At 63.4% G+C, this 23450-nt stretch carries 22 protein-coding genes; 7 read left to right on the top strand and 15 right to left on the bottom strand.

Going from position 1 to position 23450, the window contains the following annotated elements; translation table 11 throughout:
- Nucleotides 1–8 precede the first annotated feature (8 nt).
- Complete coding sequence (locus C0V76_RS14590) at nt 9–1373, bottom strand: cache domain-containing protein (protein ID WP_101943346.1); 1365 nt, start codon at nt 1371–1373, stop codon at nt 9–11.
- 276 nt (nt 1374–1649) lie between these two features.
- Here C0V76_RS14590 and C0V76_RS14585 point away from each other — a divergent pair, with 276 nt between their 5' ends.
- The 4 genes from C0V76_RS14585 (at nt 1650) to C0V76_RS14570 (ending at nt 5423) form a co-directional block, all read left to right on the top strand.
- On the top strand, nt 1650–3710 hold the full coding sequence (locus C0V76_RS14585) for a carbon starvation CstA family protein (protein WP_101943345.1): 2061 nt from the start codon (nt 1650–1652) through the stop codon (nt 3708–3710).
- Between the two features lie 104 nt (nt 3711–3814).
- Nucleotides 3815–4009: a YbdD/YjiX family protein gene (locus tag C0V76_RS14580; RefSeq protein WP_101943344.1), complete on the top strand. Its 195-nt coding sequence runs from the start codon at nt 3815–3817 to the stop codon at nt 4007–4009.
- A gap of 141 nt (nt 4010–4150) precedes the next feature.
- Nucleotides 4151–5155 carry a GTP-binding protein gene (locus tag C0V76_RS14575; protein WP_101943343.1) on the top strand — a complete coding sequence of 335 codons (1005 nt, stop codon included), beginning with the start codon at nt 4151–4153 and terminating at the stop codon, nt 5153–5155.
- 85 nt (nt 5156–5240) lie between these two features.
- The gene (locus C0V76_RS14570) at nt 5241–5423 is read left to right on the top strand and encodes a DUF3079 domain-containing protein (protein WP_101943342.1); all 183 of its coding nucleotides are present in this window, start codon (nt 5241–5243) and stop codon (nt 5421–5423) included.
- Here C0V76_RS14570 and C0V76_RS14565 read toward each other — a convergent pair whose 3' ends face one another.
- Genes C0V76_RS14565 through ubiA form a run of 4 tightly spaced genes read right to left on the bottom strand, consistent with a single transcriptional unit; the run spans nt 5424 to nt 8675 of the window.
- Nucleotides 5424–5846, bottom strand: a complete 423-nt coding sequence (locus C0V76_RS14565; RefSeq protein WP_216821748.1) for a hypothetical protein — start codon at nt 5844–5846, stop codon at nt 5424–5426.
- Nucleotides 5847–5857: 11 nt separating this feature from the next.
- Nucleotides 5858–7351: a 4-hydroxy-3-polyprenylbenzoate decarboxylase gene (gene ubiD, locus C0V76_RS14560; RefSeq protein WP_101943341.1), complete on the bottom strand. Its 1494-nt coding sequence runs from the start codon at nt 7349–7351 to the stop codon at nt 5858–5860.
- Nucleotides 7352–7353: 2 nt separating this feature from the next.
- On the bottom strand, nt 7354–7809 hold the full coding sequence (locus C0V76_RS14555; protein ID WP_101943340.1) for an MEKHLA domain-containing protein: 456 nt from the start codon (nt 7807–7809) through the stop codon (nt 7354–7356).
- Nucleotides 7809–8675, bottom strand: a complete 867-nt coding sequence (gene ubiA, locus C0V76_RS14550) for a 4-hydroxybenzoate octaprenyltransferase (protein ID WP_101943339.1) — start codon at nt 8673–8675, stop codon at nt 7809–7811. Before ubiA ends, C0V76_RS14555 begins: the two co-directional genes overlap by 1 nt.
- A 119-nt stretch (nt 8676–8794) precedes the next feature.
- Here ubiA and C0V76_RS14545 point away from each other — a divergent pair, with 119 nt between their 5' ends.
- Nucleotides 8795–9625, top strand: a complete 831-nt coding sequence (locus C0V76_RS14545; protein ID WP_101943338.1) for an HDOD domain-containing protein — start codon at nt 8795–8797, stop codon at nt 9623–9625.
- Between the two features lie 6 nt (nt 9626–9631).
- Here the strand turns inward: C0V76_RS14545 and recG are convergent, their stop codons facing one another.
- The 3 genes from recG to C0V76_RS14530 are packed head-to-tail and all read right to left on the bottom strand — an operon-like array spanning nt 9632 to nt 12842.
- Complete coding sequence (gene recG / locus C0V76_RS14540) at nt 9632–11728, bottom strand: ATP-dependent DNA helicase RecG (protein ID WP_101943337.1); 2097 nt, start codon at nt 11726–11728, stop codon at nt 9632–9634.
- 6 nt (nt 11729–11734) lie between these two features.
- Nucleotides 11735–12115: a RidA family protein gene (locus tag C0V76_RS14535; protein WP_101943336.1), complete on the bottom strand. Its 381-nt coding sequence runs from the start codon at nt 12113–12115 to the stop codon at nt 11735–11737.
- Nucleotides 12116–12167: 52 nt separating this feature from the next.
- Nucleotides 12168–12842, bottom strand: coding sequence for a MarC family protein (locus C0V76_RS14530; protein ID WP_101943335.1), 675 nt, complete (start codon nt 12840–12842; stop codon nt 12168–12170).
- A gap of 85 nt (nt 12843–12927) precedes the next feature.
- Here C0V76_RS14530 and C0V76_RS14525 point away from each other — a divergent pair, with 85 nt between their 5' ends.
- Nucleotides 12928–13794: a metallophosphoesterase gene (locus C0V76_RS14525; protein ID WP_158239251.1), complete on the top strand. Its 867-nt coding sequence runs from the start codon at nt 12928–12930 to the stop codon at nt 13792–13794.
- Nucleotides 13795–13816: 22 nt separating this feature from the next.
- On the opposite strand, the gene C0V76_RS14520 is transcribed toward C0V76_RS14525, so the two are convergent.
- The 5 genes from C0V76_RS14520 to C0V76_RS14500 form a co-directional block, all read right to left on the bottom strand.
- On the bottom strand, nt 13817–14962 hold the full coding sequence (locus tag C0V76_RS14520) for a sugar ABC transporter permease (protein ID WP_101943333.1): 1146 nt from the start codon (nt 14960–14962) through the stop codon (nt 13817–13819).
- 80 nt (nt 14963–15042) lie between these two features.
- Nucleotides 15043–16572, bottom strand: coding sequence for a xylose ABC transporter ATP-binding protein (locus C0V76_RS14515; protein WP_101943332.1), 1530 nt, complete (start codon nt 16570–16572; stop codon nt 15043–15045).
- A gap of 85 nt (nt 16573–16657) precedes the next feature.
- The gene (xylF, locus tag C0V76_RS14510; RefSeq protein WP_101943331.1) at nt 16658–17674 is read right to left on the bottom strand and encodes a D-xylose ABC transporter substrate-binding protein; all 1017 of its coding nucleotides are present in this window, start codon (nt 17672–17674) and stop codon (nt 16658–16660) included.
- A 215-nt stretch (nt 17675–17889) separates the two neighbouring features.
- Nucleotides 17890–18798, bottom strand: coding sequence for a permease-like cell division protein FtsX (gene ftsX / locus C0V76_RS14505; RefSeq protein ID WP_101943330.1), 909 nt, complete (start codon nt 18796–18798; stop codon nt 17890–17892).
- The gene (locus C0V76_RS14500; RefSeq protein WP_101943329.1) at nt 18795–19448 is read right to left on the bottom strand and encodes a cell division ATP-binding protein FtsE; all 654 of its coding nucleotides are present in this window, start codon (nt 19446–19448) and stop codon (nt 18795–18797) included. Before C0V76_RS14500 ends, ftsX begins: the two co-directional genes overlap by 4 nt.
- Nucleotides 19449–19618: 170 nt before the next feature.
- On the opposite strand from C0V76_RS14500, the gene C0V76_RS14495 reads away from it, so the two are divergent.
- Nucleotides 19619–21166 carry an AAA family ATPase gene (locus C0V76_RS14495; protein ID WP_101943328.1) on the top strand — a complete coding sequence of 516 codons (1548 nt, stop codon included), beginning with the start codon at nt 19619–19621 and terminating at the stop codon, nt 21164–21166.
- A gap of 42 nt (nt 21167–21208) precedes the next feature.
- Here the strand turns inward: C0V76_RS14495 and C0V76_RS14490 are convergent, their stop codons facing one another.
- On the bottom strand, nt 21209–22366 hold the full coding sequence (locus tag C0V76_RS14490; RefSeq protein ID WP_101943327.1) for a dienelactone hydrolase family protein: 1158 nt from the start codon (nt 22364–22366) through the stop codon (nt 21209–21211).
- Between the two features lie 28 nt (nt 22367–22394).
- Nucleotides 22395–23387 (bottom strand): signal recognition particle-docking protein FtsY, encoded by a 993-nt coding sequence (ftsY, locus tag C0V76_RS14485; protein WP_101943326.1) that lies wholly within the window; start codon nt 23385–23387, stop codon nt 22395–22397.
- Between the last annotated feature and the right edge of the window lie 63 nt (nt 23388–23450).

The following is a 23450-nucleotide window of genomic DNA, read 5'->3' as shown; positions in this document are numbered from 1 at the left end:
TCCTTCCTTCAATTCCGGAGTGCGCTGGCCGGCAGCACGATTTCGATACTGGTGCCGGCCTCGCTGGCACGCATCACGAAGATGCCGCCGAGGGTTTCGATGCGCTCGCGCATGCTGGTGAGGCCGAGCCCGCTGCGCGGCTGCGCGATCAGCGCTTCAAGATCAAAGCCGCGGCCATTGTCGGCGATGGTAAGACGCAAGGCATGCGGCCGGCTCATCAAGGTGAGGTTCACTTCGGACGCGCGGGCGTGGCGCTCGATGTTGGTGAGCGCTTCCTGCACCACGCGGAACAGGGCCGTAGCGACCGGACCGGGCAGCGAAGGGCTGTCCTCTGCCTTGAGCTGCACAGCGAGCCCGGTACGTTGGCCAAATTCATTGAGCATCTGGGCCAGGGCCGCCTTGAGGCCCAGATCATCGAGTGCGGTGGGGCGCAGATCATGTGAGATGCGGCGCACTTCGCGCAGCACGTCGTGCAGGCGGGTCACGCCCTTTCCGGTCAGTTCGATCAGCACATCGCGGCCTTCGCCACCGAGGCTGCCGACGCGCTCCTGTACCGACTCGAAGAGGAACTTGACCGACACCAGCAGCTGGCTCACGCCATCGTGAAGCTCGCGGGCCACTCGTGCCCGCTCGGTTTCCTGTGACAGCACGACCTGATGTGCCAGCGCGCGCATGCGCGCCTCGGCACTGCGCTGGGTGGAGAGGTTCAACGCGAAACCGCAGACAGCCACAATCAGGATCGCCGTGCCGGTAATGACCGTAATGATCACCATGGTGGCGGAGATGGCCCGGCTGGCAGCATTGTCGATGCGCAGGCGCGCCTCGGCCATGTCGTCGAGATAAATCCCGGTGCCGATCACCCACCCCCAGTGTGGCTCCAGCTGCACATAGCCAAGCTTGCTCTCGGTGCGCTCGGTGGAAGGCCGGTTCCACATGAACTCGACATAACCACCGCCTTGCTTGGCCTGCACCACGAGGCGCTGTATGGTGGGCGTACCGCTGTTATCGCGCAACTCCCACAGATCCTGCCCCACCAGTTGCGGCTGGCGCGGGTGCATCAGGTTGCGCCCCCGCTGGTCGTAGACGAAGAAGTAGCCGTCCTCTCCGTAATCGAGCTGACGCAGAATAGTCAGCGCCTGACTACGGGCTACAGCCTGATCCTCCATGCCATGCAGATGCTCGATCGCGCCCAGCGCCAGATCCACGTAATGCTTGAGCTCGGCCCGCCGGGACGACTCCAGCACCGGCAACACGGCCTGGGTCTCGGCGTCGGCCAGCGCACGCGCTTCGATGCGCACCACAGAAGCGATCGCGGCGATGGCGAGGAGCAGCGGTGCAACCGCCAGCAGAAGGACCTTCAGACGCAGGTTCATGGCGCCGAATCCTAATCCGGAAGGGCTTTAGGCAACAGCCGGACTTTCCGCCATTCGGTCCCGAATGCCGTTTTCCCCTATGTGGCGGCACGGAGCCTGCCTGCGTAGTCATGCGGATTTTTTTGCTTGCGCAGCCAACCATACTCAGCGCAGCCCGGCAAAGCAGCGCCGGGCCCCACGGGCGGAAACGCGCAAGGCTCAGCCTCAAGCGCTAGGCCCATACCAACAGCCTTGCATTCATGCCCTGCACGGGCACGATGACATGGAGGAGACACAATGAACCGCATATTGCCCAAGCTGGGGTGGACCGCGCTGGCGCTGATCGGCGCTTTCTGCCTGGCCTACATCGCCTTGTCGCGTGGCGAAACCATCAGCGCCCTGTGGGTGGTGACGGCCGCCGTCGGCATCTACATGGCCGCCTACCGCTTCTACGGCCTCTACATCGCCAACAAGGTCGTCGGCATCGACCCGACCCGCATGACCCCGGCGGTACGCCATAACGACGGCCTCGACTACGTTCCGACCAACAAGAACGTGCTCTTCGGCCACCACTTCGCCGCGATTGCCGGCGCCGGCCCGCTGGTGGGCCCAGTGCTCGCCGCGCAGATGGGCTATCTGCCCGGCCTGCTGTGGCTCGTAGCCGGTGTGGTGCTGGCCGGGGCGGTGCAGGATTTCATGGTGCTGTTCGTCTCGACCCGTCGTGACGGCCGTTCCCTCGGCGATCTCGTCAAGAGCGAACTTGGCCCGATCCCCGGAGTGATCGCGATGTTCGGCGCCTTCCTGATCATGATCATCATCCTCGCGGTGCTCTCGATGATCGTGGTGAAGGCGCTGGCCGAATCCCCCTGGGGCACTTTCACGGTGGCCGCGACGATTCCCATCGCGATCTTCATGGGCATCTACATGCGCTACATCCGCCCGGGCCAGATCGGCGAGATTTCGGTGGTGGGCTTCATCCTGCTGATCGGCTCAATACTGCTTGGCGGCCAGGTGGCGGCCAGCGAAACCTGGGCCCCGATGTTTACCTTCACCGGCACCCAGCTGACCTGGATGCTCGTTGGCTACGGCTTCGTAGCCGCCTCGCTGCCGGTGTGGCTGCTGCTCGCTCCGCGTGACTACCTCTCCACCTTCCTGAAGATCGGCACCATTCTTGGTCTGGCCATCGGTATCGTGGTGGTGGCTCCGATGATGCAGATGCCGCACGTCACCAAGTTCATCGACGGCACCGGCCCGGTCTGGTCCGGCAACATGTTCCCCTTCCTGTTCATCACCATCGCCTGCGGCGCGGTTTCCGGCTTTCATGCCCTGATCGCCTCCGGCACCACGCCGAAGTTGCTTGAGAATGAAAGCCACGCGGCTTTCATCGGCTACGGCGGCATGCTGATGGAATCATTCGTTGCGGTGATGGCACTGGTTGCCGCCTCAGTGATCGATCCAGGCGTGTATTTCGCAATGAACAGCCCGGCAGCCGTGATCGGCAAGGAAGCCGTCGAAGTGGCGGCAAAGGTCTCCAGCTGGGGCTTCGTGATCACGCCGGACGTGCTGATCCAGACCGCTGCCGACGTGGGCGAGAAGAGCATCATCTCGCGTGCCGGCGGTGCTCCGACCCTGGCCGTGGGCATGGCCCACATCATCTCCGGCGCATTGGGCGGCAAGGCCATGATGGCCTTCTGGTATCACTTCGCGATCCTGTTTGAAGCCCTCTTCATCCTGACCGCAGTAGATGCAGGCACGCGTGCCGGCCGCTTCATGCTGCAGGATCTGCTGGGCGCCTTCATCCCGGGCTTCAAGCGCACCGACAAGCTGGGGCCGAACCTGATCGCCACCGGCCTCTGCGTCGCCACCTGGGGTTACTTCCTGTATCAGGGCGTGGTCGATCCGCTGGGCGGCATCAACACCCTGTGGCCGCTCTTCGGCGTCGGCAACCAGATGCTCGCAGCCATGGCGCTAACGCTGTGCACCGTAGTGCTGTTCAAGATGAAGCGCGAGCGCTACGCCTGGGTCACCATCGTGCCCACCGTGTGGCTACTGATGTGCACCCTCACCGCCGGCTGGCAAAAGATTTTCGATGCCAGCCCGAAGGTGGGTTTCCTCGCCAATGCCGCACGCTTCTCTGCCGCAGCCGAACGCGGTGAAGTGCTGGCCCCGGCCAAGAGCGTGGCCCAGATGCAGCAGATCATCTTCAACAACTACCTGGATGCGGCGCTGTGCGGGCTGTTCATGTTTGTGGTGGTTTCGATCATGATCTTCGGCTTCCGCGCCTGCATGAAGGCACGTGCCGACGCCCGCGTCACCACTCAGGAAACGCCTTATCAGGCGCTGCCCGAGCGAGCCTGAGCGCCACGAAAGTATCCGGCAGGCAATGCCTGCCGGGCTTTTTCCGGCCTGCCGCTTCACCGAGGCGGCAAGCCAGAAAAAACCCGTGACCAGAGAGACGACGGATGTTCCAGAACCTAGCCAAGATGGGTGAGTACCTCGGCCACACCGCCCGCATGATGGTGGGCCTGCCCGACTACGACAGCTACGTGCAGCACACCCGGCTGAAACATCCGGAGCGCACGCCGATGACTTATGAGGAGTTCTTCCGCGAGCGCCAGGAGGCCCGCTACGGCGGTGGCGCCGGGAAGTGCTGCTAGGTGGAAGCGGCACTGACCTCGCTCTCACAGCCCTCCCGAGTGCAGCAAGATTGATCCCTGTCACCCTCTTCACCGCTTGGGCTCCAGGCAGGAGGGGCGTTTTCATGCCCTCCGCCAAAACCCGCTTACAGGACTCCCACCATGACTGATCTCATTCCGGTCACCCTGCTCACGGGCTTTCTTGGCGCAGGCAAGACCACCCTGCTCAACCGCCTGCTGGCGGCCAATCCCGGCGTGCGCTTTGCCATCGTGGAAAACGAGTTCGGCGCGGTAGGCATCGACGGTGCCCTGATCGCCCCTCAGGCCACGGCCATCGTGGAGCTTTCCAATGGCTGCATCTGCTGCAGCGTGCGTGGTGAGCTGGCCATCGCCCTGGCCGATCTGCTCAGCAAGCGCGACGCCGGCGAACTCGCCTTCGATCGCCTGCTCATCGAAACCACCGGCCTCGCCGATCCTGGTCCGGTCGTGCAGACCTTTTTCTGGGAAGAGCAACTCCGCCACCGCTTCCAGCTTGATGCCGTGATCACTCTGGTGGACGTCTGCCATGCCACCGGGCAGTTGGACCGCGAGCGCGTCGCCGCCGCCCAGGTTGCCTACGCCGACTGGATCATCCTCACCAAGACTGATCTGGCGACACCGGACGCTCTACCCATACGCCTCGCCGCCATCAACGCCCGCGCCCCGCAACTGGATGTGCGCGAGCTGGACCAGCACTGGCCCGCACTCCTCGCCACCGGCGGCTTCGCCCTGAATGAAAAAGGCCTGCCCCCCGCCAACCCGTTCCGCCACAACACGGCCGCCAGACCGCTGAATGCGCTGGGCGGCAAGCCCGCCCGCTCCTGGGATGACGCCATCGAAACCGTGTTGCTCGAAGCACCGGGCTCGGTGGACATGGCCGCCGTCTCAGCCTTCGTCGATCAGCTGGTCGAGCAGCACGCCCACGATCTCTTGCGCTACAAGGGCATCCTGTCGATTGCGGGAGAAAACAAGCGCCTGGTCTTCCAGGGCGTGCATCGCATTGCCGGCTTCGACTACGGCCGTCCCTGGGAGTCCGACGCCGAACGCAAGAGCCGCATCGTGCTGATCGGCCGCGATTTGCCGCAGGACACTCTGCGTGCGGGCTTTGCCGCCTGCGCCGGAACTTGATCCAGAATAGGGCCCGCCGCGCGCTCAAGGAGGATCATTGAGTCAGCGGCGAGTTTTCAGGCCGCGCTAAAGAAGGCGGTGCAGCATGGCCAAGAAATTCCCGACCCATCCGAAACACCCCGAGCGCATCTGCTGGGGCTGCGACAAATACTGCGCCGCGACCGACATGGCCTGCGGCAACGGCTCCGAGCGCACGGCTCACCCGATCGAATGGTTCGGCGACGACTGGCTGGATTGGCAGCGCGAAGCTCCAGATGCAGCCTCCTGATCAAGCTACCGGACGGGCGGCCTGCAGCGCCAGCCAGCCCTTGATGATGCGATACACCGCCCAAAGGCCTACCAGGCCGAAAACCAGCCAGTTGATGAAGAAGCCCACGATCAGCATGTAAAGCACGAGGCCGATCAACATCACGATCAGGCAACGCCAGAACGTGTCGGCCTGCCAGCTGAAGTGGCTTTCGAGGAAAGTGCCTTTCGCCTCATCCCGCTTCACGTAATTGATGATGATGGCGATGATCGAGGTCCAGCCAAACACGAAAGCCCCCACCATGGTTGCGGCCTGCGACCAGGCGCCGATCACCAGCCCCACCGCATGCAATGCGTAAAGCATGTGGGTCAGCTGGATCAGCTTCGGGTCGGCTGGCGTGAAGGTTTCGCCTTCGATCACATCCAGGGTGTTGTTGTCGCTCATCGATATCCCTTTCAAAGGCCCAACTCGTTCCACAGAGCATCCACGCGCTGCTTCACGGCCGCATCCATTTGAATGGTACGCCCCCACTCGCGCTGGGTCTCGCCCGGCCACTTGTTGGTCGCATCCAGCCCCATCTTGCTGCCCAGCCCGGCCACCGGCGAGGCGAAGTCCAGATAATCGATCGGGGTGTTGTCGACCAGCGTGGTGTCGCGTGTCGCGTCCATGCGCGTGGTAATCGCCCAGATCACTTCTTGCCAGCTGCGCACGTCCACATCCTCATCCACCACGATGATGAACTTGGTGTACATGAACTGGCGCAGGAAGCTCCAGATCCCAAACATCACCCGTTTGGCATGGCCTGGGTAGGCCTTCTTGATACTCACCACCGCCATGCGGTAAGAGCAGCCTTCAGGCGGCAGGTAAAAATCGGTGATCTCGGGAAACTGCTTCTGCAAGAGCGGCACGAAGACTTCATTCAGCGCCACGCCCAGCATCGCCGGCTCATCCGGCGGCTTGCCGGTATAGGTACTGTGGTAGATCGGCTCTCGACGCATGCTGATGCGCTCGATGGTGAACACCGGAAACTCGGCCACTTCGTTGTAGTAGCCGGTATGGTCGCCGTAAGGACCTTCCGGCGCCATGTCATTCGGGTATATGAAGCCTTCGAGCACGATCTCAGCCGAGGCAGGCACCTGAAGGTCGTTGCCCACACACTTGGTCAGCTCGGTCTTGGCACCGCGCAAGAGTCCGGCGAACTGGTACTCAGACAAGGAGTCCGGCACCGGTGTCACCGCGCCGAGAATGGTGGCCGGATCGCAGCCCAGCACCACGCTCACCGGAAAGGGTTTGCCGGGGTTGGCTTGCTGGAACTCACGCAGATCCAGCGCACCGCCGCGATGCGCCAGCCAGCGCATGATCACGCGGTTCCTGCCCAGCACCTGCTGGCGGTAGATGCCGAGGTTCTGGCGCGACTTGTGGGGGCCGCGCGTCACCACCAGCCCCCAGGTAATCAGCGGCGCCACATCCCCCGGCCAGCAATGCTGAATGGGTAATTTCGCCAGATCGACCTCATCACCTTCCCACACGATCTCCTGACAGGGCGCGCGGCTCACTACCTTGGGCGCCATGTTCATCACCTGCTTGAGCACCGGCCATTTTTCCCAGACATCGCGCAAGCCCTTGGGCGGTTCCGGCTCTTTCAGGAAGGCCAGCAACTTGCCCACTTCGCGCAGCGGCTTCTGCCAGTCTGTCGAAGCCTCTTCACCAATCCCCATGCCGAGCGCAACACGCCGCGGCGTCCCGAAAAGATTGGCCAGCACCGGCATGGCCTGCGCCACACCCTGTGTATGCGGTTTTTCAAACAGCAATGCTGGGCCACCCGCGCGCAGCACGCGGTCGGCGATTTCGGTCATTTCCAGATAGGTATCCACCGGCACACGGATGCGCTTCAGTTCATCGATGGCTTCGAGCTGGGCGATGAAGTCGCGCAGGTCCTTGTATTGCATCTTCAGTTTCCTTCATGCGGCGTGATGCGCCGGTAAGTGGCCGCTTGCCCCTGTGTGACGCCCGCCTCATCGACAAGGTTCCACACCGTCACGTCCTCGATCCAGAAGCGCCGCCCACTCTTCGCGATGCGCAGCCCGCGGTAGCCGGTCGCAAAACCTTTGCTTGCCACGGCATCGAGCAAAGCCTGGCGCTCGGCGCGATCCGGCGCTTCGGCCGACAGGCGCGAAGGCAGCCCGACGAGTTCTTCGCGCGGATATTCGAAACATTCGCAGGCCGCGCGATTGGCGAAGATGAAGCGCGGATCCACTCCCGCCTCATGCGCCAGCACGCAAAACGGCGCCTCTTCAGCCAGCCAGCGCGCAGCGGCCAGAGCACTCAATGCAGGATCGGCCAGCGGCACGCCCAGCAGACGCTGATGCGAGGCGCAGATCAGGGCCACGAGTTCGCTCTGGGTCATCAGGGATGCAGATGATGATCGGCCAACAGGCCTACCAGCACCACCAGCCCGAGCCAGTTGTTATGGCGAAAAGCCTTGAAGCAGGCAGCGGGCTCACGATCACGGATCAGGAACAGGTGATGCAGCGCAATCAGCGTGGCAAGGCCGACGCCAACGAAATAGGCGCCCCGACGCCCGTCGGCATAACCGATCCAGGCCATCAAACCGAGGAAGGCCGCATAGGAGATCGCAATCGCAGCAATGTCGAAGCGGCCGAAGGTGAGCGCTGAAGTGCGGATGCCGATCTTTCGATCGTCCTCACGGTCAACCATGGCGTACTCCGTATCGTAGGCAATCGCCCAGAACACGTTGGCCGCCAGCAGCCACCAGGCCTGCGCCGGCACCGTGCCGGTCTGCGCCGCAAAAGCCATCGGGATGCCGAAACCGAAGGCCACCCCCAGATATGCTTGAGGGATGGCGAAGAAGCGCTTGGTGAAGGGATAGCTCGCGGCCAGCAACACCGCCGGGATAGAGAGCCAGATCACCAGCCGGTTGAGCGGCAGGATCAGGACGAAGGCCAGCAGTGCCAGCGCGGCGGCGAGCCACAGGGCTTCGCGCCCGGACACCAAGCCGATCACCAGCGGGCGCTCCCGGGTGCGGCCGACATGACCGTCGAAGTCTCTGTCAGCCCAATCGTTGATGACGCAGCCAGCCGAGCGCATCAGCACCGTGCCCATCACGAAGATCCACAGCACCCACAGATTGGGCAGACCGCTGGCCGCAAACCACAGCCCCCACAAGGTGGGCCACAGCAGCAGCAGGGTGCCGATGGGCTTATCCAGACGCATCAGTTTTTCGTAGGCATCCAGGCGTTCCAGTAGCGTCATGAGGGCAGTTCCGGGTGAGATGGGCCGATGATAGCCCGCGTCGCCCCCAAAGGGCACTCAAGGCGACTCCTGGCAAGCCGTAAGCCGGTCGACAAGCCCACCACCAGCAGAGAGACACCATGCGCCCCGTTGATCGCCTGTTCCAGAAACTGCCCCAGCTTCCGACCATCCCTGCCATCGTTCAGGAACTGATCTCCTCGCTGGGCCGGGACGATGTAGACCTCGCAGACCTGATCGCCAAGGTCCGGCAGGATCAGTCGCTGTCCGCGCGCGTCCTGCGCCTGGCGAACTCGCCCTACTACGGCGGACGCAAGACGGTGGGCGGAATCGATGACGCAGTGGCCATGATTGGCCTGAACTCGCTGCGCTCCATCGTGATCGCCTCGGGCGTCACCGGCGCCATCGCCCGGGTGGAAGGCATCGATCTGGCGCGCTTCTGGAAGCATTCGCAGCTCACGGCGCAGACTGCCAAGGCGCTCGCCAGGCTGGCCAGCATCAATCCAGAATATGCCTATGCGGCAGGCTTGATGCACCGCATCGGACAGTTGCTGATCAATTTAAGCTTCCCGGAGATCGGGCAGCAGGTGGCCAAAAATTGCCGCAACCTCTCGGTGGGCGAACTGGCGGCGCTTGAGCGCCTGAACCTGTCTTTCAACCATGCCGAAGTCAGCGCCGAACTGGCAAGGCAGTGGCATTTCCCGTTGGAGATTCAGGATGCGCTGCTGCATTACATCAAGCCGGATGCCGAGGGTGCAACGCCCTACGCGGGCGTCGTCCATCTAGCGGCCTCGCTGGCCTTCGGTATCGAACAGGATTTGCCGGACGAAGTGATCCTCTCGCGCGTCAACCACGCCATCGTGCGCACCCTGGGGCTGGAAGAAGTCGACTGGCTGGTCGAACTGGTGAAGATGCGCGAGGCGGCTGGCGCCGGCTCCGAGCAATACTCCTGAGCAATATCAGGCCTTGAGGAGCTCCGCCCGCCCGCCGTACCAGCGGCGCAGCAAGGCATCTGCCGCTTCGGGATAGCGGGCCTGCAGTTCTTCAGCGGCCTGCTTGGCCACTTCGATCAGATCCACGTCAGCCTCCAGATCGGCGTAACGCAGCAGCGGCACACCGCTCTGGCGTGCTCCGATGAATTCACCCGGGCCGCGCAACTGCAGGTCGCGCCGTGCGATCTCGAAGCCATCGGTGGTTTCGAAGATGGCCTTGAGGCGTTCGCGGCCGTTCTGTGACAGCGGCTGCGCATACACCAGCACACAGGTGGAGGCCGCCGCACCGCGCCCGACTCGGCCGCGCAGCTGATGCAATTGCGCCAGACCGAAACGCTCGGCGTGCTCGATCACCATCAGGCTGGCGTTGGGCACATCCACGCCGACCTCGATCACTGTGGTCGCCACCAGCACCTGGGTTTCGTTGCGCAGGAAGGCCTCCATCACCTCTGCCTTCTCAGCCGGCTTCAAGCGACCATGCACCAGCCCGACCCTGAGTTCAGCCAGCTCGGCAGCCAGGGTCTCGTAGGTCTCGACTGCGGTCTGCAACTGCAGCGTTTCAGACTCCTCGATGAGCGGGCACACCCAGTAGGCCTGGCGCCCTTCGCGGCAGGCATCACGCACGCGCTCGATCACTTCCTCGCGGCGCGAGTCGGCCACCAGCTTGGTCACGATCGGCGTGCGGCCCGGCGGCAGTTCATCGAGTACGCTCACATCCAGATCCGCCATATAGCTCATGGCGAGCGTGCGCGGGATTGGCGTGGCGCTCATCATCAGCATGTGCGGCAGGCGGCCGGCCACTTTCTCGCGCAGCGCGAGGCGCTGACGCACGCCGAAGCGGTGCTGCTCATCCACCACCGCCAGGCCCAGCTTCTCCAGCCCCACCGTATCCTCGATCAGCGCATGAGTGCCCACGGCCAGAAGCGCTTTGCCGCTGGCGATCTTCTCCAGCATCGCAGCGCGCTCCTTCTTTTTCTGTGAGCCCGAGAGCCAGGCTACGCCGATGCCAAGCGGCGTGAGCCACTGGTCCAGCTTGCGGTAATGCTGTTCGGCGAGAATCTCGGTCGGCGCCATCAGGGCCGCCTGCAGACCATTCTCGGCCGCCTGCAGCATGGCCAGCGCAGCCACAATGGTCTTGCCACTGCCCACGTCGCCCTGTAGCAGGCGCTGCATCGGATACGCCTGAGCCAGATCGCGGGCGATTTCGTCCACCGCACGCGCCTGCGCACCCGTCAGCGCAAAGGGCAGCGCGGCAATCAATTGGGCGGGCAGGCGCCCCTGCGCGGGCAGGCTCGCCGCAGCATGCGCGCGGCGCTCGATGTAGGCACGACGCAACTGGATCTGCTGGGTCAGCAATTCGTCGAACTTCACACGCCGCCAGGCCGGATGGCTGCGCTCTTCCAGCGCGGCCTGGCTGGCTTCGGGCGGCGGCTGATGCAGGAAGCGCAGGCTGCGCTCCCAGCCAGCCAGGCGCAGGCTCTTGCGCAAGGCTTCAGGCAGAAAATCAACCAGGCTGGAGCGCTCAAAAGCTCGCAGCACCAGCTTGCGTAGCGCGGCTTGGGCCAAGCCGGCGGTGGACGGGTAGATCGGCGTAAGCGATTGCGGCAAGGCCTCGCCCTCTGTCACCGCCAGAACCCGCGGGTGAATCATCTCCTCGCCCCAGAAACCGCTGCGCACTTCGCCAAAGGCGCGCACGCGGCGCCCGGGCTCCAGCAGCTTCTGCATCGCAGGGTAGAAGTTCAGGAAGCGCAGATAGATCACGCCGCTGTCATCGCGCAATTTGGCGACCAGCTGGCGCCGCGGCTTGAAGGTGATCTCGGAATGCTCGACCTCGGCCTCGATCTGAGCCGGCAGGCCAGGGGCGGCCTCGCGGATGGAGACGACTCGGGTCTCGTCCTCATAACGCATCGGCAGATGCAGCAACATGTCGGCATCATTGTAGATGCCGAGCTTGTGCAGCCGGCCGGTGAGAGCCGAGACCGGCTTGCGTGCGGGTGCATCCTCACCGGCCGGCCTGTCAGTCCGGGCCGCCCGCGTTTTCCGGGGCTTGGGCGCGTCGCTCAAGATGCTTCAGTCGAGCACCAGCACCGCATCGATCTCGACCAGCGCCCCGCGCGGCAGGGCACTCACACCGACCGTGGCGCGCGCCGGATAAGGCGCTGCGAAATGCTGCTGCATCAACTCATTGACGCGCGCAAAGTTGGCCAGATCGGTCAGATAGATGGTGAGTTTCACCGCATTCGCCAGCGTGCCGCCGGAGGCTTCAATCACTGCCTTTAGATTCGCAAACACTTGCACGGCCTGGGCTTCAAACCCTTCGGCCAGCTGGCCGCTGGCCGGATCGAGGCCGATCTGGCCCGAAAGATAGACCGTATTGCCGGCGCGCACGGCCTGCGAGTAGGGGCCTATGGCGGCAGGCGCTGCGGCAGTGGAAATGACCTGAGCGGACATGCTGAACTCCTGGTACGGGGGAAGCGGGAAAGTCTAGCCGATCAAAACAGTTTCAGTGGATAAGGAGGGCACGGTTCAGATCCACCCAGCCGCCCCACATCATCTCGATGCCAATGCACAGCAGAATGAAGGCGGACATGCGTGCCACCACAATCACACCGATGTCACCCAGCTTTTTCTGCAGGCGCACGGCATAGCGGTAACAGAAGAACACGACTGCAGCGGTAAGCGCGGCGCCAATCGCAGCCACGATCACGCCCAGCACATAGTTGGTCGGCGTATGCGGAAAGCGCGTACCCAGCGCGATGGAGGTGGCGATGGAGCCCGGGCCGGAAGTGAGCGGAAAGCTCATCGGAAAGAAGCTGCGCTTGGCAATCTCCTGCGATGAGAGTTCGGCTGTTTCGTTCGCCACCGCATCGCGCACGGCATCGCTCCCCTCATCATTGAGCATGCGCCAGCCAGTCACGGCCACCAACAGCCCCCCGCCCACCCGCACGATGGGCAGAGAGATGCCGAACAGCTCCAGCACATAGGAACCCACCAGCATCGCCACGATCAGGATGATCCAGACATTGATCGCCACCTGGCGCGCCATGGGCTTGGCCAACCGCTCACTACCGCCCGTGATGCTGGCGAACAGCGCCGCACCACCGAGCGGATTGATGATGGGCAGCAAGGCCAGCGGAACCACCAGCGTGGCCTGCAGAAATTCGATCAGGGCTTGCATTCAATTTCCCTTCAACTGGGCCACCGCGCTTGATCGGCAGCACTCCGGGTGCGAGCATGCCACATCTGCCCTGCCCGCTGCCGTCATGCGCCCACTCTGCCTGCTGATCGCCTTACTGCTGCCTCTGACCAGCGTGGCCGCCGAAGTACCGCTGATCGTGGTCGGCGACATTGCGCAATGCGACAACAAACCGGCAGCGGAGTCTGCCGCAGCCCGCACAGCCGCACTGGCAGCACGCATTCCCGGAGCCTGGGTAGCGCTGACCGGCGATCTGACTTACCCGCTGGGCACAGCCCAGGAGTATGCCGATTGCTTCGAGCCGACCTGGGGCCGCTTCCGCCGCCGTAGCCTGCCCGCGCCTGGCAATCACGACTACGGCACCGGCAAGGCCGACGCTTACTTCGACTACTTCGGCAGGATTGCCGGGCCGCAACGCCGTGGCTACTACAGCCGCAAGCTGGGTGGCTGGCACATCGTGTCACTCAACAGCGAACTCAAGGACGAAGAAGCCCGCTCCCAGCTGGACTGGCTGCGCCAGGATCTCGCCGCGAATCGGAGTCGCTGTCTGCTGGCCCTGTGGCATCGCCCGGTATTCAGCTCCGGCCCGCATGGCAACGATGCCAGCATGCGGACCGCCCTGCCGCTGCTCGAAGCAGCCGGCGCCGATCTGGTGCTGAGCGGGCACGATCATCACTACGAGCGTTTCGCCCGCCTCGATACCGAAGGCCGGCCCGTCAGCCGCGGCGGGATCCGTCACTTCGTGGTGGGTACGGGCGGCGCGGGTCTGTATCCCGAGGGCACCCAGCAGGCGGGCAGCGAGGCGCGCATCTACGGACAGCATGGCGTGCTGCTGTTGCGCCTCAAGCCTGCCAGCTACCGCTGGGCCTTCATGTCGGTAGGCGACCAAGCTCCACTCGACGCCGGCATGGATAACTGCCGGGCCAAGCCCTGAGCTGGCCCTATTGCAGCCAGGCTCAGCGCTCGCTGGAACCCGACACCACGTCTATCCATACGGCCAGCAGCAGGATCGAGCCCTTCACGATCATCTGCCAGTAACTCTCGACGCTGAGCATGGACATGCCGTTGTCCAGACTCGCCATGATCAGCGCACCGATAATCGCCCCAAGGATGGTGCCGGAGCCGCCGCGCATCGAGGTACCGCCGATGAAGCAGGAGGCGATTGCATCGAGCTCGCCCATATTGCCGGCCGAGGGAGAACCAGCGGCCAGCCGCGCGGTGTTAGTCAGGCCGGCCAGCGCACACATCAGGCCCATCAGGCCAAACAGGGCCATCTTCACCAGCCGTGTATTCACGCCGGACAAGCGCGTCGCCTCCAGATTGGAGCCCACCGCGTAGATACGCCGGCCAAACACGGTGTTGCGCGCCATGAAGGAAAAAGCCCCCAGGATGATCAGCATGATCAGCACCGGCACCGGAATGCCCTCGTAGCTGTTCAGCACCGTGACGAAGCCTGCGATGATGATGGCAATCGCCGCCAGCTTGCCAAGCTCCTGCCACAACGGTGGCACCGCCAGCTGGTAGCGCACACGGTTGGCGCGAGCGCGCAGGGTCAGCACCACCAGCATCACGAACAGCAGGACTGCCAGCACATTGCCCACGCTGATCGGCAGGTAGGCCTGACCGAAGCCAATGAAGGTCTCGGATTCGACCGCAATGGTGGAGCCATCCGTCACCGCCAACAGGATGCCGCGGAACACCAGCATGCCAGCCAGGCCCACAATGAAGGACGGCACACGCAGGTAAGCCACCCAGTAGCCGTTGAAAAGCCCCAGCAAGAGACCCAGCGTCAGCACGATGGCAAGGTTCAGGCCAAAGGGCAGATGGAAGCTCACATCCAGCACCGCCGCCACACCACCGAGCAAGCCCAGCATCGAGCCCACCGAAAGATCGATTTCACCGGCGATGATCACGAACACCATGCCGGAGGCGAGCATCGCAGTGATCGCCATCTGGCGCAGCAGGTTGGAAAGGTTGCGCGCGGTCAGGAAAGCGCCCTCACTCTGCCAGGTGAAGAAGCTCCAGATCAGCGCGATGGCGATCAGCAAGGCAAGGATCTTGTAGCGCGAAAAAACCTGCTGAAGACTGCGGAAAAATGTCATATCAATACCCTGCCCATTTCTTTTCTTGTAGGGCCGACTTCAGTCGGCCATCCGCTTGTGACATGCGACTGAAGTCGCACCTACGTCTCTGTCTGCCCGATGGCGGCGGCCATCACGGTTTCCTGGCTCAGGCCACTGTTGATGAAGTCGCCCCGCAGGCGCCCCTCGCCGATCACCAACACCCGATCGCTCATGCCCAGCAGTTCCGGCAGCTCGGAGCTGATCATGATGATGGACATGCCTTCTTTTACCAGCTCCATCATCAGCTTGTAGATCTCGTACTTGGCGCCGACATCAACACCCCGCGTCGGCTCGTCCAGGATCAGCACCCGTGGCGAGGGCAGCAGCATCTTGGCGAAGACGGCCTTTTGCTGATTCCCGCCGGAAAGGCCCTGGATAGGCAACATGGGGGTCGCCGTCTTGATGCGCATGCGGCGGATCATCTTCTCGATGGTCTGCATCTCGGCGGCCTGATCGATCACACCAAAGCGACTGAACTGCTCGGGCACGGACAGCGTGATGTTGTGCCCCACCCCCATCAACGGCACGATGCCGTGACGTTTGCGGTCCTCCGGCACCAGGCACAAGCCTGACTTCACGGCCGTCTGTGGTGAATTGATGTGCACCGGCTTGCCATCGAGCAGCACTGTGGCTTCGGACTTACCCGGGTAACAGCCGAAGATCGCCATCGCCAGTTCGGTGCGCCCGGCACCCACCAGCCCGGCCACACCCAACACCTCGCCGCGGCGCAACTGGAAGGAGACGTCATCCACCTTCTTGCGCGCTGGATTGTCGACGTCGAAACAGGTGACATTGCGCGCCTCGAAGATCACCTCACCGATCGGATGCTCTTCACGCGGGAAAAGGTTGGTGATCTCGCGCCCGACCATCATGGTGATGATCTGGTCCACCGACAGCTCGCCCATCGGCCGAGTGCCGACATGGGTGCCGTCGCGGATCACGCTAATCGTGTCGCACACGGCGGCGATCTCGTCGAGCTTGTGCGAGATCATCACGCACGCCACACCCTTCTTCTTCAGATCCAGAATGATGTCGAGCAGGATCGCCGTTTCGGCCTTGGTCAGCGAGGACGTCGGCTCATCGAGAATCAGCAGGCGTGCCTTCTTGTTGAGCGCCTTGGCGATCTCGATCAATTGCTGGTGGCCACCGCCGTACTGCGACACCGGCAGCGCCACATTCACCTCTGGCATCTTCAGGTCACGCATCAGCTCGGCCGCGCGCTGATGCATCGCGGCGTAATCGAGCGTGCCCGCAAAGCCGGTGATTTCGTTACCAAGGAAGATGTTTTCAGTGACCGACAGATGCGGCACCAGCATCAGTTCCTGGTGAATGATCACGATGCCGGCCTCTTCGGTTTCGCGAATGCCGCGTGCCTTGAGCTCCCGGCCATTCCACAGGATCTGGCCCGTCCAGCTGCCATGCGGATACACCGCTGAGAGCACCTTCATCAGGGTGGACTTGCCTGCGCCGTTCTCGCCGCACAGGCCTACGCACTCACCGGCACGCACCGCCAGATCGATTCCATTCAGCGCCTTCACGCCAGAGAAATCCTTGACGATGCCACGCATCTCCAACAGGTATTCAGCCACGCAACCTCCAGACCGGCTTGGAACAGAAGCCGTCGCGTCAGCACTCCGCCCTACCGGGCAGGAGTGCTGACGCGACAGACGCTTCTTACTTCAGACCCAACTGTTCCTTGGTGAAGAACTTGTCAGCCACCAGCAGATCGGCATTGGCCTTGGTGATGGTGGTCGGCGAGAGCAGCACCGAATCAACCTTCTTCGCGCCATTGTCGAGCTGGGCATTGAAGGCGGGCTTGTCGCCCTTCACCAGTTGCACGGCGAGCTTGGCTGCGCCTGCGGCGATTTCGCGGATCGGTTTGTAAACCGTGAGGGCCTGGGTACCGGCAATCACGCGCTTGACCGCCGCCAACTCAGCATCCTGACCAGATACTGCGACCTTGCCGGCGAGCTTCTGGGCAGCCAGCGCCTGCACCGCACCGCCTGCAGTACCGTCGTTAGAGGCAATGATGGCATCCACCTTGTTGGCGTTCTTGGTCAGCACGTTCTCGATGATCTTCAGGGCCTCTTCAGGGTTCCAGTCCTTGACCCACTGGTCGCCAAGAATCTTGATGTCCCCCTTGTCAACGTAAGGCTTGAGCACCGACATCTGGCCCGCACGAAGGAGCTTGGCATTGTTGTCGGTCGGTGCGCCGCCCAGCAGGTAGTAAGAGCCCTTGGGGACGGCCTTGACGATGCCTTCCGCCTGCATCGCGCCGACGCGCTCGTTGTCGAAGGAAATGTAGGCATCGATATCAGCGTTCAGGATCAGACGGTCGTAGGACACGACCTTGATGCCGGCTTTCTTGGCTTCCTTCACGGTGTTGGTAAGCACCTTGGAGTTGAAGGGCACGATCACGATTACATCGACCTTCTTGGCAATCAGATTCTCGATCTGCGAGATCTGGCGCTGCTCGTTAGCATCGGCCGACTGCACATTGACCTCGGCCCCCAGCCCCTTGGCCGCCTCAACGAAATAGTCACGATCGCGCGTCCAGCGCTCCACGCGCAGATCGTCAATCGAGAAGCCGATCACCGGCTTGTCCTTCGAAGCGAAGGCCGGCAGGGATGCAAGGGTGGATACAGCCGCCAGAACGGCCAGAACGGTACGACGGGTAGTAAAACGGCTCATCAGGGTCTCCTTTGGTTGCACAGAGAGACCGGGAGTCCCGAAGCCTCTCTCGATGCCCGCAGCCGGATGTCCGGCAGCAGGGTCCAGCGGCACATCAGACGAACATATTCTTGTTTTCAGGTCATGCATGCAGCAGGCAGCCAACTTAGTGCGACCACACTACTTTTGCAATACAGGTTTGCCGCGCCAGACTAGCAAGCCCGCTTCTGCCTCATTCAATCGACTGCCCCGTCGTGCAGGTGGCGGCGAACCGACAGCCCAGCCCCCAACCAGCCCAGCAGCGCGGCGAATGCCAGCAGGCCGGCAGCCTGCAGCGGCGTCGGGCCATGCAAGTCGAGCACGATGTTATAGCTGCGGGCGAGATCCTGGATGCGCGGGGCGATCAACGCCATTACACCTTCGACCAGGGCCCAGGCCACCAACCCGCCGAGCAGGCCTTGCAGCAGGCCGAAATAGAGGAAGGGGCGACGCACGAAGTTGCGCGTGGCGCCCAGCAGTAGACTCACCGTGATTTCGTGGCGCTGGGTGAGAATCTGCAGACGAATGGTGTTGAAGGTCACGATCACCAGCGCCGCACCCAGCAAGCCGGCGAGCAGCAACATGGACCAGCGCCCGAGCTCAACAGCGGCATGCAGCCGCTCAACCCAGGCCGAGTCGAGCTGCACATGCGCCACCTCGGGCATGGCGGCCAGTGCCGTGCGGATGGCTTCGAACACCGCCGGATTCTCACCGGTCGGTTCGATGATGAAGGCGTCCGGCAAAGGGTTCTCGACCAGTGCGCCGCTCACATCAGCAAAGCCGCCGCGTGCGGCCAACTGCTTGAGCGCCAGATCACGCGGCACGAAACGCAGCGCGGCAATGCGCTTATCGGCCTGCAGGCGGTTTTCCACGCGCTGGGCCTGCTCGGCACTCACTTCGCGTTTGAGGAAGGCGCTGATCTCGGGTTTGCCGGACACGCCACGCGCCAGACCGCCAAGGTTGTCCATCAGCACCAGGCCCAGTGCCGGCAAGGACAGGGCAATGGCCACCACCAGCGCGGAAAGGAAGGTCGCCAGCGGCTTGGCGGTGAGACGAGCAAACGCCTGGCGCAAGGCCAAGCGGTGCGGAAACAGGGCGATGCTCATGCCACCAGCCTCCCATGGTCGAGTTCGATGCGGCGTGAGCCGTAAGGCGAGAACAGGGTCTCGTCATGCGTGGCGAGCAGGATGGTGACCCCGGCCTGATGGAAGGAGCGGAACAGCGCCGCAATCTCGCGCGCATAGGCCGGGTCGAGATGGGCGGTCGGCTCGTCAGCGATCAGCACCGAAGGGCGATTGACGATCGCGCGGGCAATCGCCACGCGATGCTGCTCGCCGCCCGAAAGCGTCAGCGGCATGGCCTGCTCAAACTCGCCCATGCCGACCTTCTCCAGCGCTACGCTCACGCGCTTGGCTGCATCCTTGGGCGGATAACCGGTCACCAGCAGCGGCAGCATGACGTTGTCAAACACCGTGCGGTCAGTGAGGAGGCGATGCTCCTGCATCACCAGGCCAAGGCTGCGACGCAGGTACGGCACCTGATTCGGACGCAGGCTGCCCACGTCCTGCCCGCTGACCCACACCTTGCCGGCCGTGGGCTTCTCAAGCGAAGCGATCAGCTTGATCAAGGTGCTCTTGCCGGCGCCCGAGTGGCCGCCCAGTACCACCAGCTCGCCGTGGCGGATCTCGAAGCTCACGTCGGCCAGCGCCTCGTGGCCGCCGGGGTAGCGTTTGGTGACTCGTTCGAAACGGATCATGGAAAATGAGGCCGGCAGGGAAAGCCAGAAGTTTACCCGCAAAGCGGCCCATCGGCGCCCGTGCAAACCGGCAGCATTGCCACTGGTCCTGCGCAGCCCAGGCTGACCACGGCAGGCAAACGAAGGCAGCGATTACAATCGCCCGTCATCTCCCACGCGAAAAGCACGCCATGAACGATCTTGACGCCCTTCGCCACGCGCTGGCCTCGCGCTTTCCGATCCTGTGCATTGAAACCCATGAAGAGCCCCGCGCGCGGGCGCTGTTGCGCAAGATTTCAGCGGAAGCAGGCGGCGCACTCTACGAATGGAGTATTGCCGACGGTTTGAGTCACGCCAATTTCCAGTACGGCGGAGATCGCCGTCAGAACTGGCAGACGGTGGAGGGCTGGCAACCTGAGCGCGACGATCAGGAAGGACAGCAACGCGCCGTCGAGAACACGCAGGAACTGCAAGCGGCACTGCATCACATCGACAAGGCGGGCAAGGCCGGCCTTTACCTGCTCTGTGACGTGCATCCCTTTCTTGAACAAGCCGCCGTGCAACGTCTGTTGCGCGAAATCGCCTTCACTCATGCCGACTGTGCCCGCACCCTGGTACTGATCGGGCCGGACATCAGCCTGCCCCCCGAAATCGCCCGCCACGCCCTGTTCCACAGCCTGAGCCTGCCGGATGTCGCACGGATCAAGGCCATCTTTGCCGAAGAGATCGAGCTGTTCGCGCGCTCGCGCGAAGGGCGCAAGGTGCAGGGCGAGCAGGCCGCAGCGGATCTGCTGGTCCAGCATCTGCTGGGACTCTGCGAAGAAGACGTACGCCGCCTGCTGCGCCTGGCGATCCGCGATGACGCGGCGATCACCCATGCTGACGTGGCACGGGTCGTGCAGGTGAAACGCGAAATGTGTGCAGACTCTGCGCTGGAAATCGAGTTCGCCGTCACGGACCTCGCCCGGGTCGGCGGCATGCCCAATCTCAAACGCTGGCTGGCGCTGCGCCAGGCCGCCTTCGCGGGTCAGGCGGCAGATCTGCCATGGCCGCGCGGCATCCTGCTGTTGGGGGTTCAGGGCGCCGGCAAGAGTCTCGCCGTCCGCACCATCGCCGGTGCCTGGAAAGTGCCGCTGGCCCGCCTGGATATGGGCAGTCTGTTCGACAAATTCCACGGCGAAACCGAGCGCAAGCTGCGCAAGGCTTTGGCGGCCGCCGAGGCCCTCGCCCCCTGCGTGCTGTGGATCGACGAGATCGAAAAGGCCCTCGCCCAAGGCTCGGCGGACAGTGACGGCGGCGTGGGCCGGCGCGTGCTGGGCAGCCTGCTGACCTGGATGGCCGAACATGATTCACGGGTCTTCATTGCCGCCACGGCCAACGAAATCCGCAGCCTGCCACCGGAACTAATGCGCAAGGGGCGCTTCGACGAGATCTTCTTTGTCGACCTGCCGGATCTGGCCACACGGCGCGAAATTCTGGGCATTCACCTCACCCGGCGCCAGCACATGCCCGAACGCTTTGAACTCGACCAGCTGGCACGCGCCAGCGAAGGCTTCACCGGCGCCGAGATCGAGCAGGCAGTGATCGCCGCCAGCTTCGAGGCACATGCCGCACGCCAGACATTGGCCACGCCGCATCTCGTGGCGGAGATGGCGCGTACCCGGCCCCTCTCGGTGTTAATGGCTGAGTCCATGAGCGAGCTGCGCAGCTGGGCCCAGACCCGCACCGTGCAGGCATGAAAAAGAGCGCCCGCGGGCGCCCTTCAAGATTCAGGACACTGCTCAGCGCCGGATTCCGAACTGGCGATCGAGCCAGTTATAGGCATAGTCCTGCTGCTCGGCTTCGAACACATGACCGCCAGCCCAAACCTTGGATTCGAACTTGTCAGCCGCCTTCCAGGCGCCCCACACCTTGCTCATCTTGCCAAAGGCCGCATTCACCGAATCGAGCGGGAACAGCGTGTCCTTCTCGCCGGCATAGATCAGCATCGGTTTGGGCGCGGCGAGGCTGGCCACATCCGGATAATCGAGATAGCGCATCAGGCCCGGGTGGGTCATCTGCCAGGCCGAGCCGCCACGCAGCTGGTTGTTGCCAGGCACCATCAGGCCCTCGGCCGTACCCATCCAGTTGACCGCCACCGTGGCTGTCACCGCATCAGTCAGCGCGGCGGCCTGCCAGGCGCGGAAGGCGCCCATCGAGAAACCGACAGCCGCCACCTGCTTTTTGTTCACCTCCGGCAGGCTGGCCAGAAACTCGGCGCCACGCGCATCTTCCTGCGCCATCAGGCCCGCCAGCGAGGAGCCCATGTTGGCAAAGTTCGCCGCCAGCGCCTGCTGCATGTCGTAGGTCAGCATGCCGCGGTCGCCCCAGCCCAGCGCGTCGTGGGCAAACACCACATAGCCACGCTTGGCGAGTTCGTCACCAGGGAAACGATCGGTGAAGAAACGCTTGGACCAGCCCTTGGAGGACTCCAGACGGGCCTCGTCATTCCAGGTGGCAATCCACTTTTCCTTGCCAATGTCGAACTTGGAGCCGTGGTCGTGGTACATGATCGCGGCCGGGAACGGGCCCTTGCCCTTGGGCACCAGCAGGAGGCCCATCACGCGGCTGTCGGCGGTGAGATTGAAGACCACCTTGCGCGCCACGTAGCTGCCGCGATCGACTTCATCGAGCACCTGCATGTCGAAAGGCGTCTTGTCCGGTGCATGCAGGGTCATTTCCCACAGTTTGGCGCGGCCGGCCTTCTGCCAGGCTGTGAGATCCTTGACCTGCGGCGTCCACGCCAGCGGGAATGTCAGGCGCGACTTGATCTGCGCGGTCATCACCGGCAGGTTGTCCTTGGTGACGCCGCTTTTCTGGAACTCCAGATCAGCGGCGAGGCCAGCGCCCATTGCGCTCATCGCCATGATTCCGGCCACCACCTTGCTGCATGCACCCATGATGTCTCCTTCATGATTGTCAGTATGCTCAGACTGCCTCGGCAGCGCCCGTGTTACCGGTCGCCAAAAGTGCGTCAACATACTCCGTTGCCATGAAGGGCTGCAAATCCTCGATGCCTTCGCCCACGCCAATAAAGCGCAAGGGCTTGGGATGGGTACGGGCGATGGCTGCGATCACGCCACCTTTGGCGGTGCCATCGAGCTTGGTGATGATCAGCCCGGTAATGCCCACCGCCTTGTCGAAAGCCTTGAGCTGGGCCAGCGCGTTCTGGCCCACATTGCCATCGAGCACCAGCAGCACCTCGTGCGGGCCACTCGGCTCGGCCTTCTGGATCACCCGGCGCACCTTGGCGATTTCTTCCATCAGGTGCAGCTGGGTGGGCAGGCGGCCGGCGGTGTCGACCATCACCACATCGATCCCGCGCGCCTTGGCCGCGCTGATCGCATCAAAGGCCACGGCGGCCGGATCGCCACCGTCCTGCGCGATCACCGAGACGTTATTGCGATTGCCCCATTCGACGAGCTGCTCACGTGCCGCGGCGCGGAAGGTGTCCCCCGCCGCCAGCAGCACGCTCTTGCCCTGGCTCTGGAAGTGGCGTGCCAACTTGCCGATGGAGGTGGTTTTGCCCGCCCCGTTCACGCCGGAGAGCATGATGATGTAGGGCTGGTGTCCGTCGATCACCAGTGGCTGCTGCAAGGGCGTCAGCAGCTTCACCAGGTGCTCGGCCAACGCGGCACGCAGCTGATCGCCGGTTTCGAGCTTGTCGTGTTTCCAGCGGCGACGCAACTCGGCCAGCAGGGTCTGGGTGGCCTCGACGCCGCAATCAGCCATCAACAGGGTAGCTTCCAGATCTTCGAGGAGTTCCTCGTCGATCTTGCGCAGCGAGAACACGCTACCAAGCGAAGAGCTGGTGCGCGCGAGCCCTGCCTTCAGGCGCGACAGCCACGAAGCCTTGGGCGCTTCGGCAGGCGTCGCCACGGTCTCTGCAGGGGTTTCGGATTTCTTGAAGAAACTGAACATGGAATCTTTGGTCTACGATGCCGGCTCGGCGCGGGCGCGCCAGCCAATGAAAACGATGAGGAA

Source organism: Uliginosibacterium sp. TH139 (assembly GCF_002855595.1).
In the GTDB taxonomy this organism is placed as follows: Bacteria; Pseudomonadota; Gammaproteobacteria; order Burkholderiales; family Rhodocyclaceae; genus Uliginosibacterium; species Uliginosibacterium aquaticum.
The sequence above is the reverse complement of the archived record's forward strand: the minus strand, read 5'-3'. Positions and strand labels throughout refer to the sequence as shown.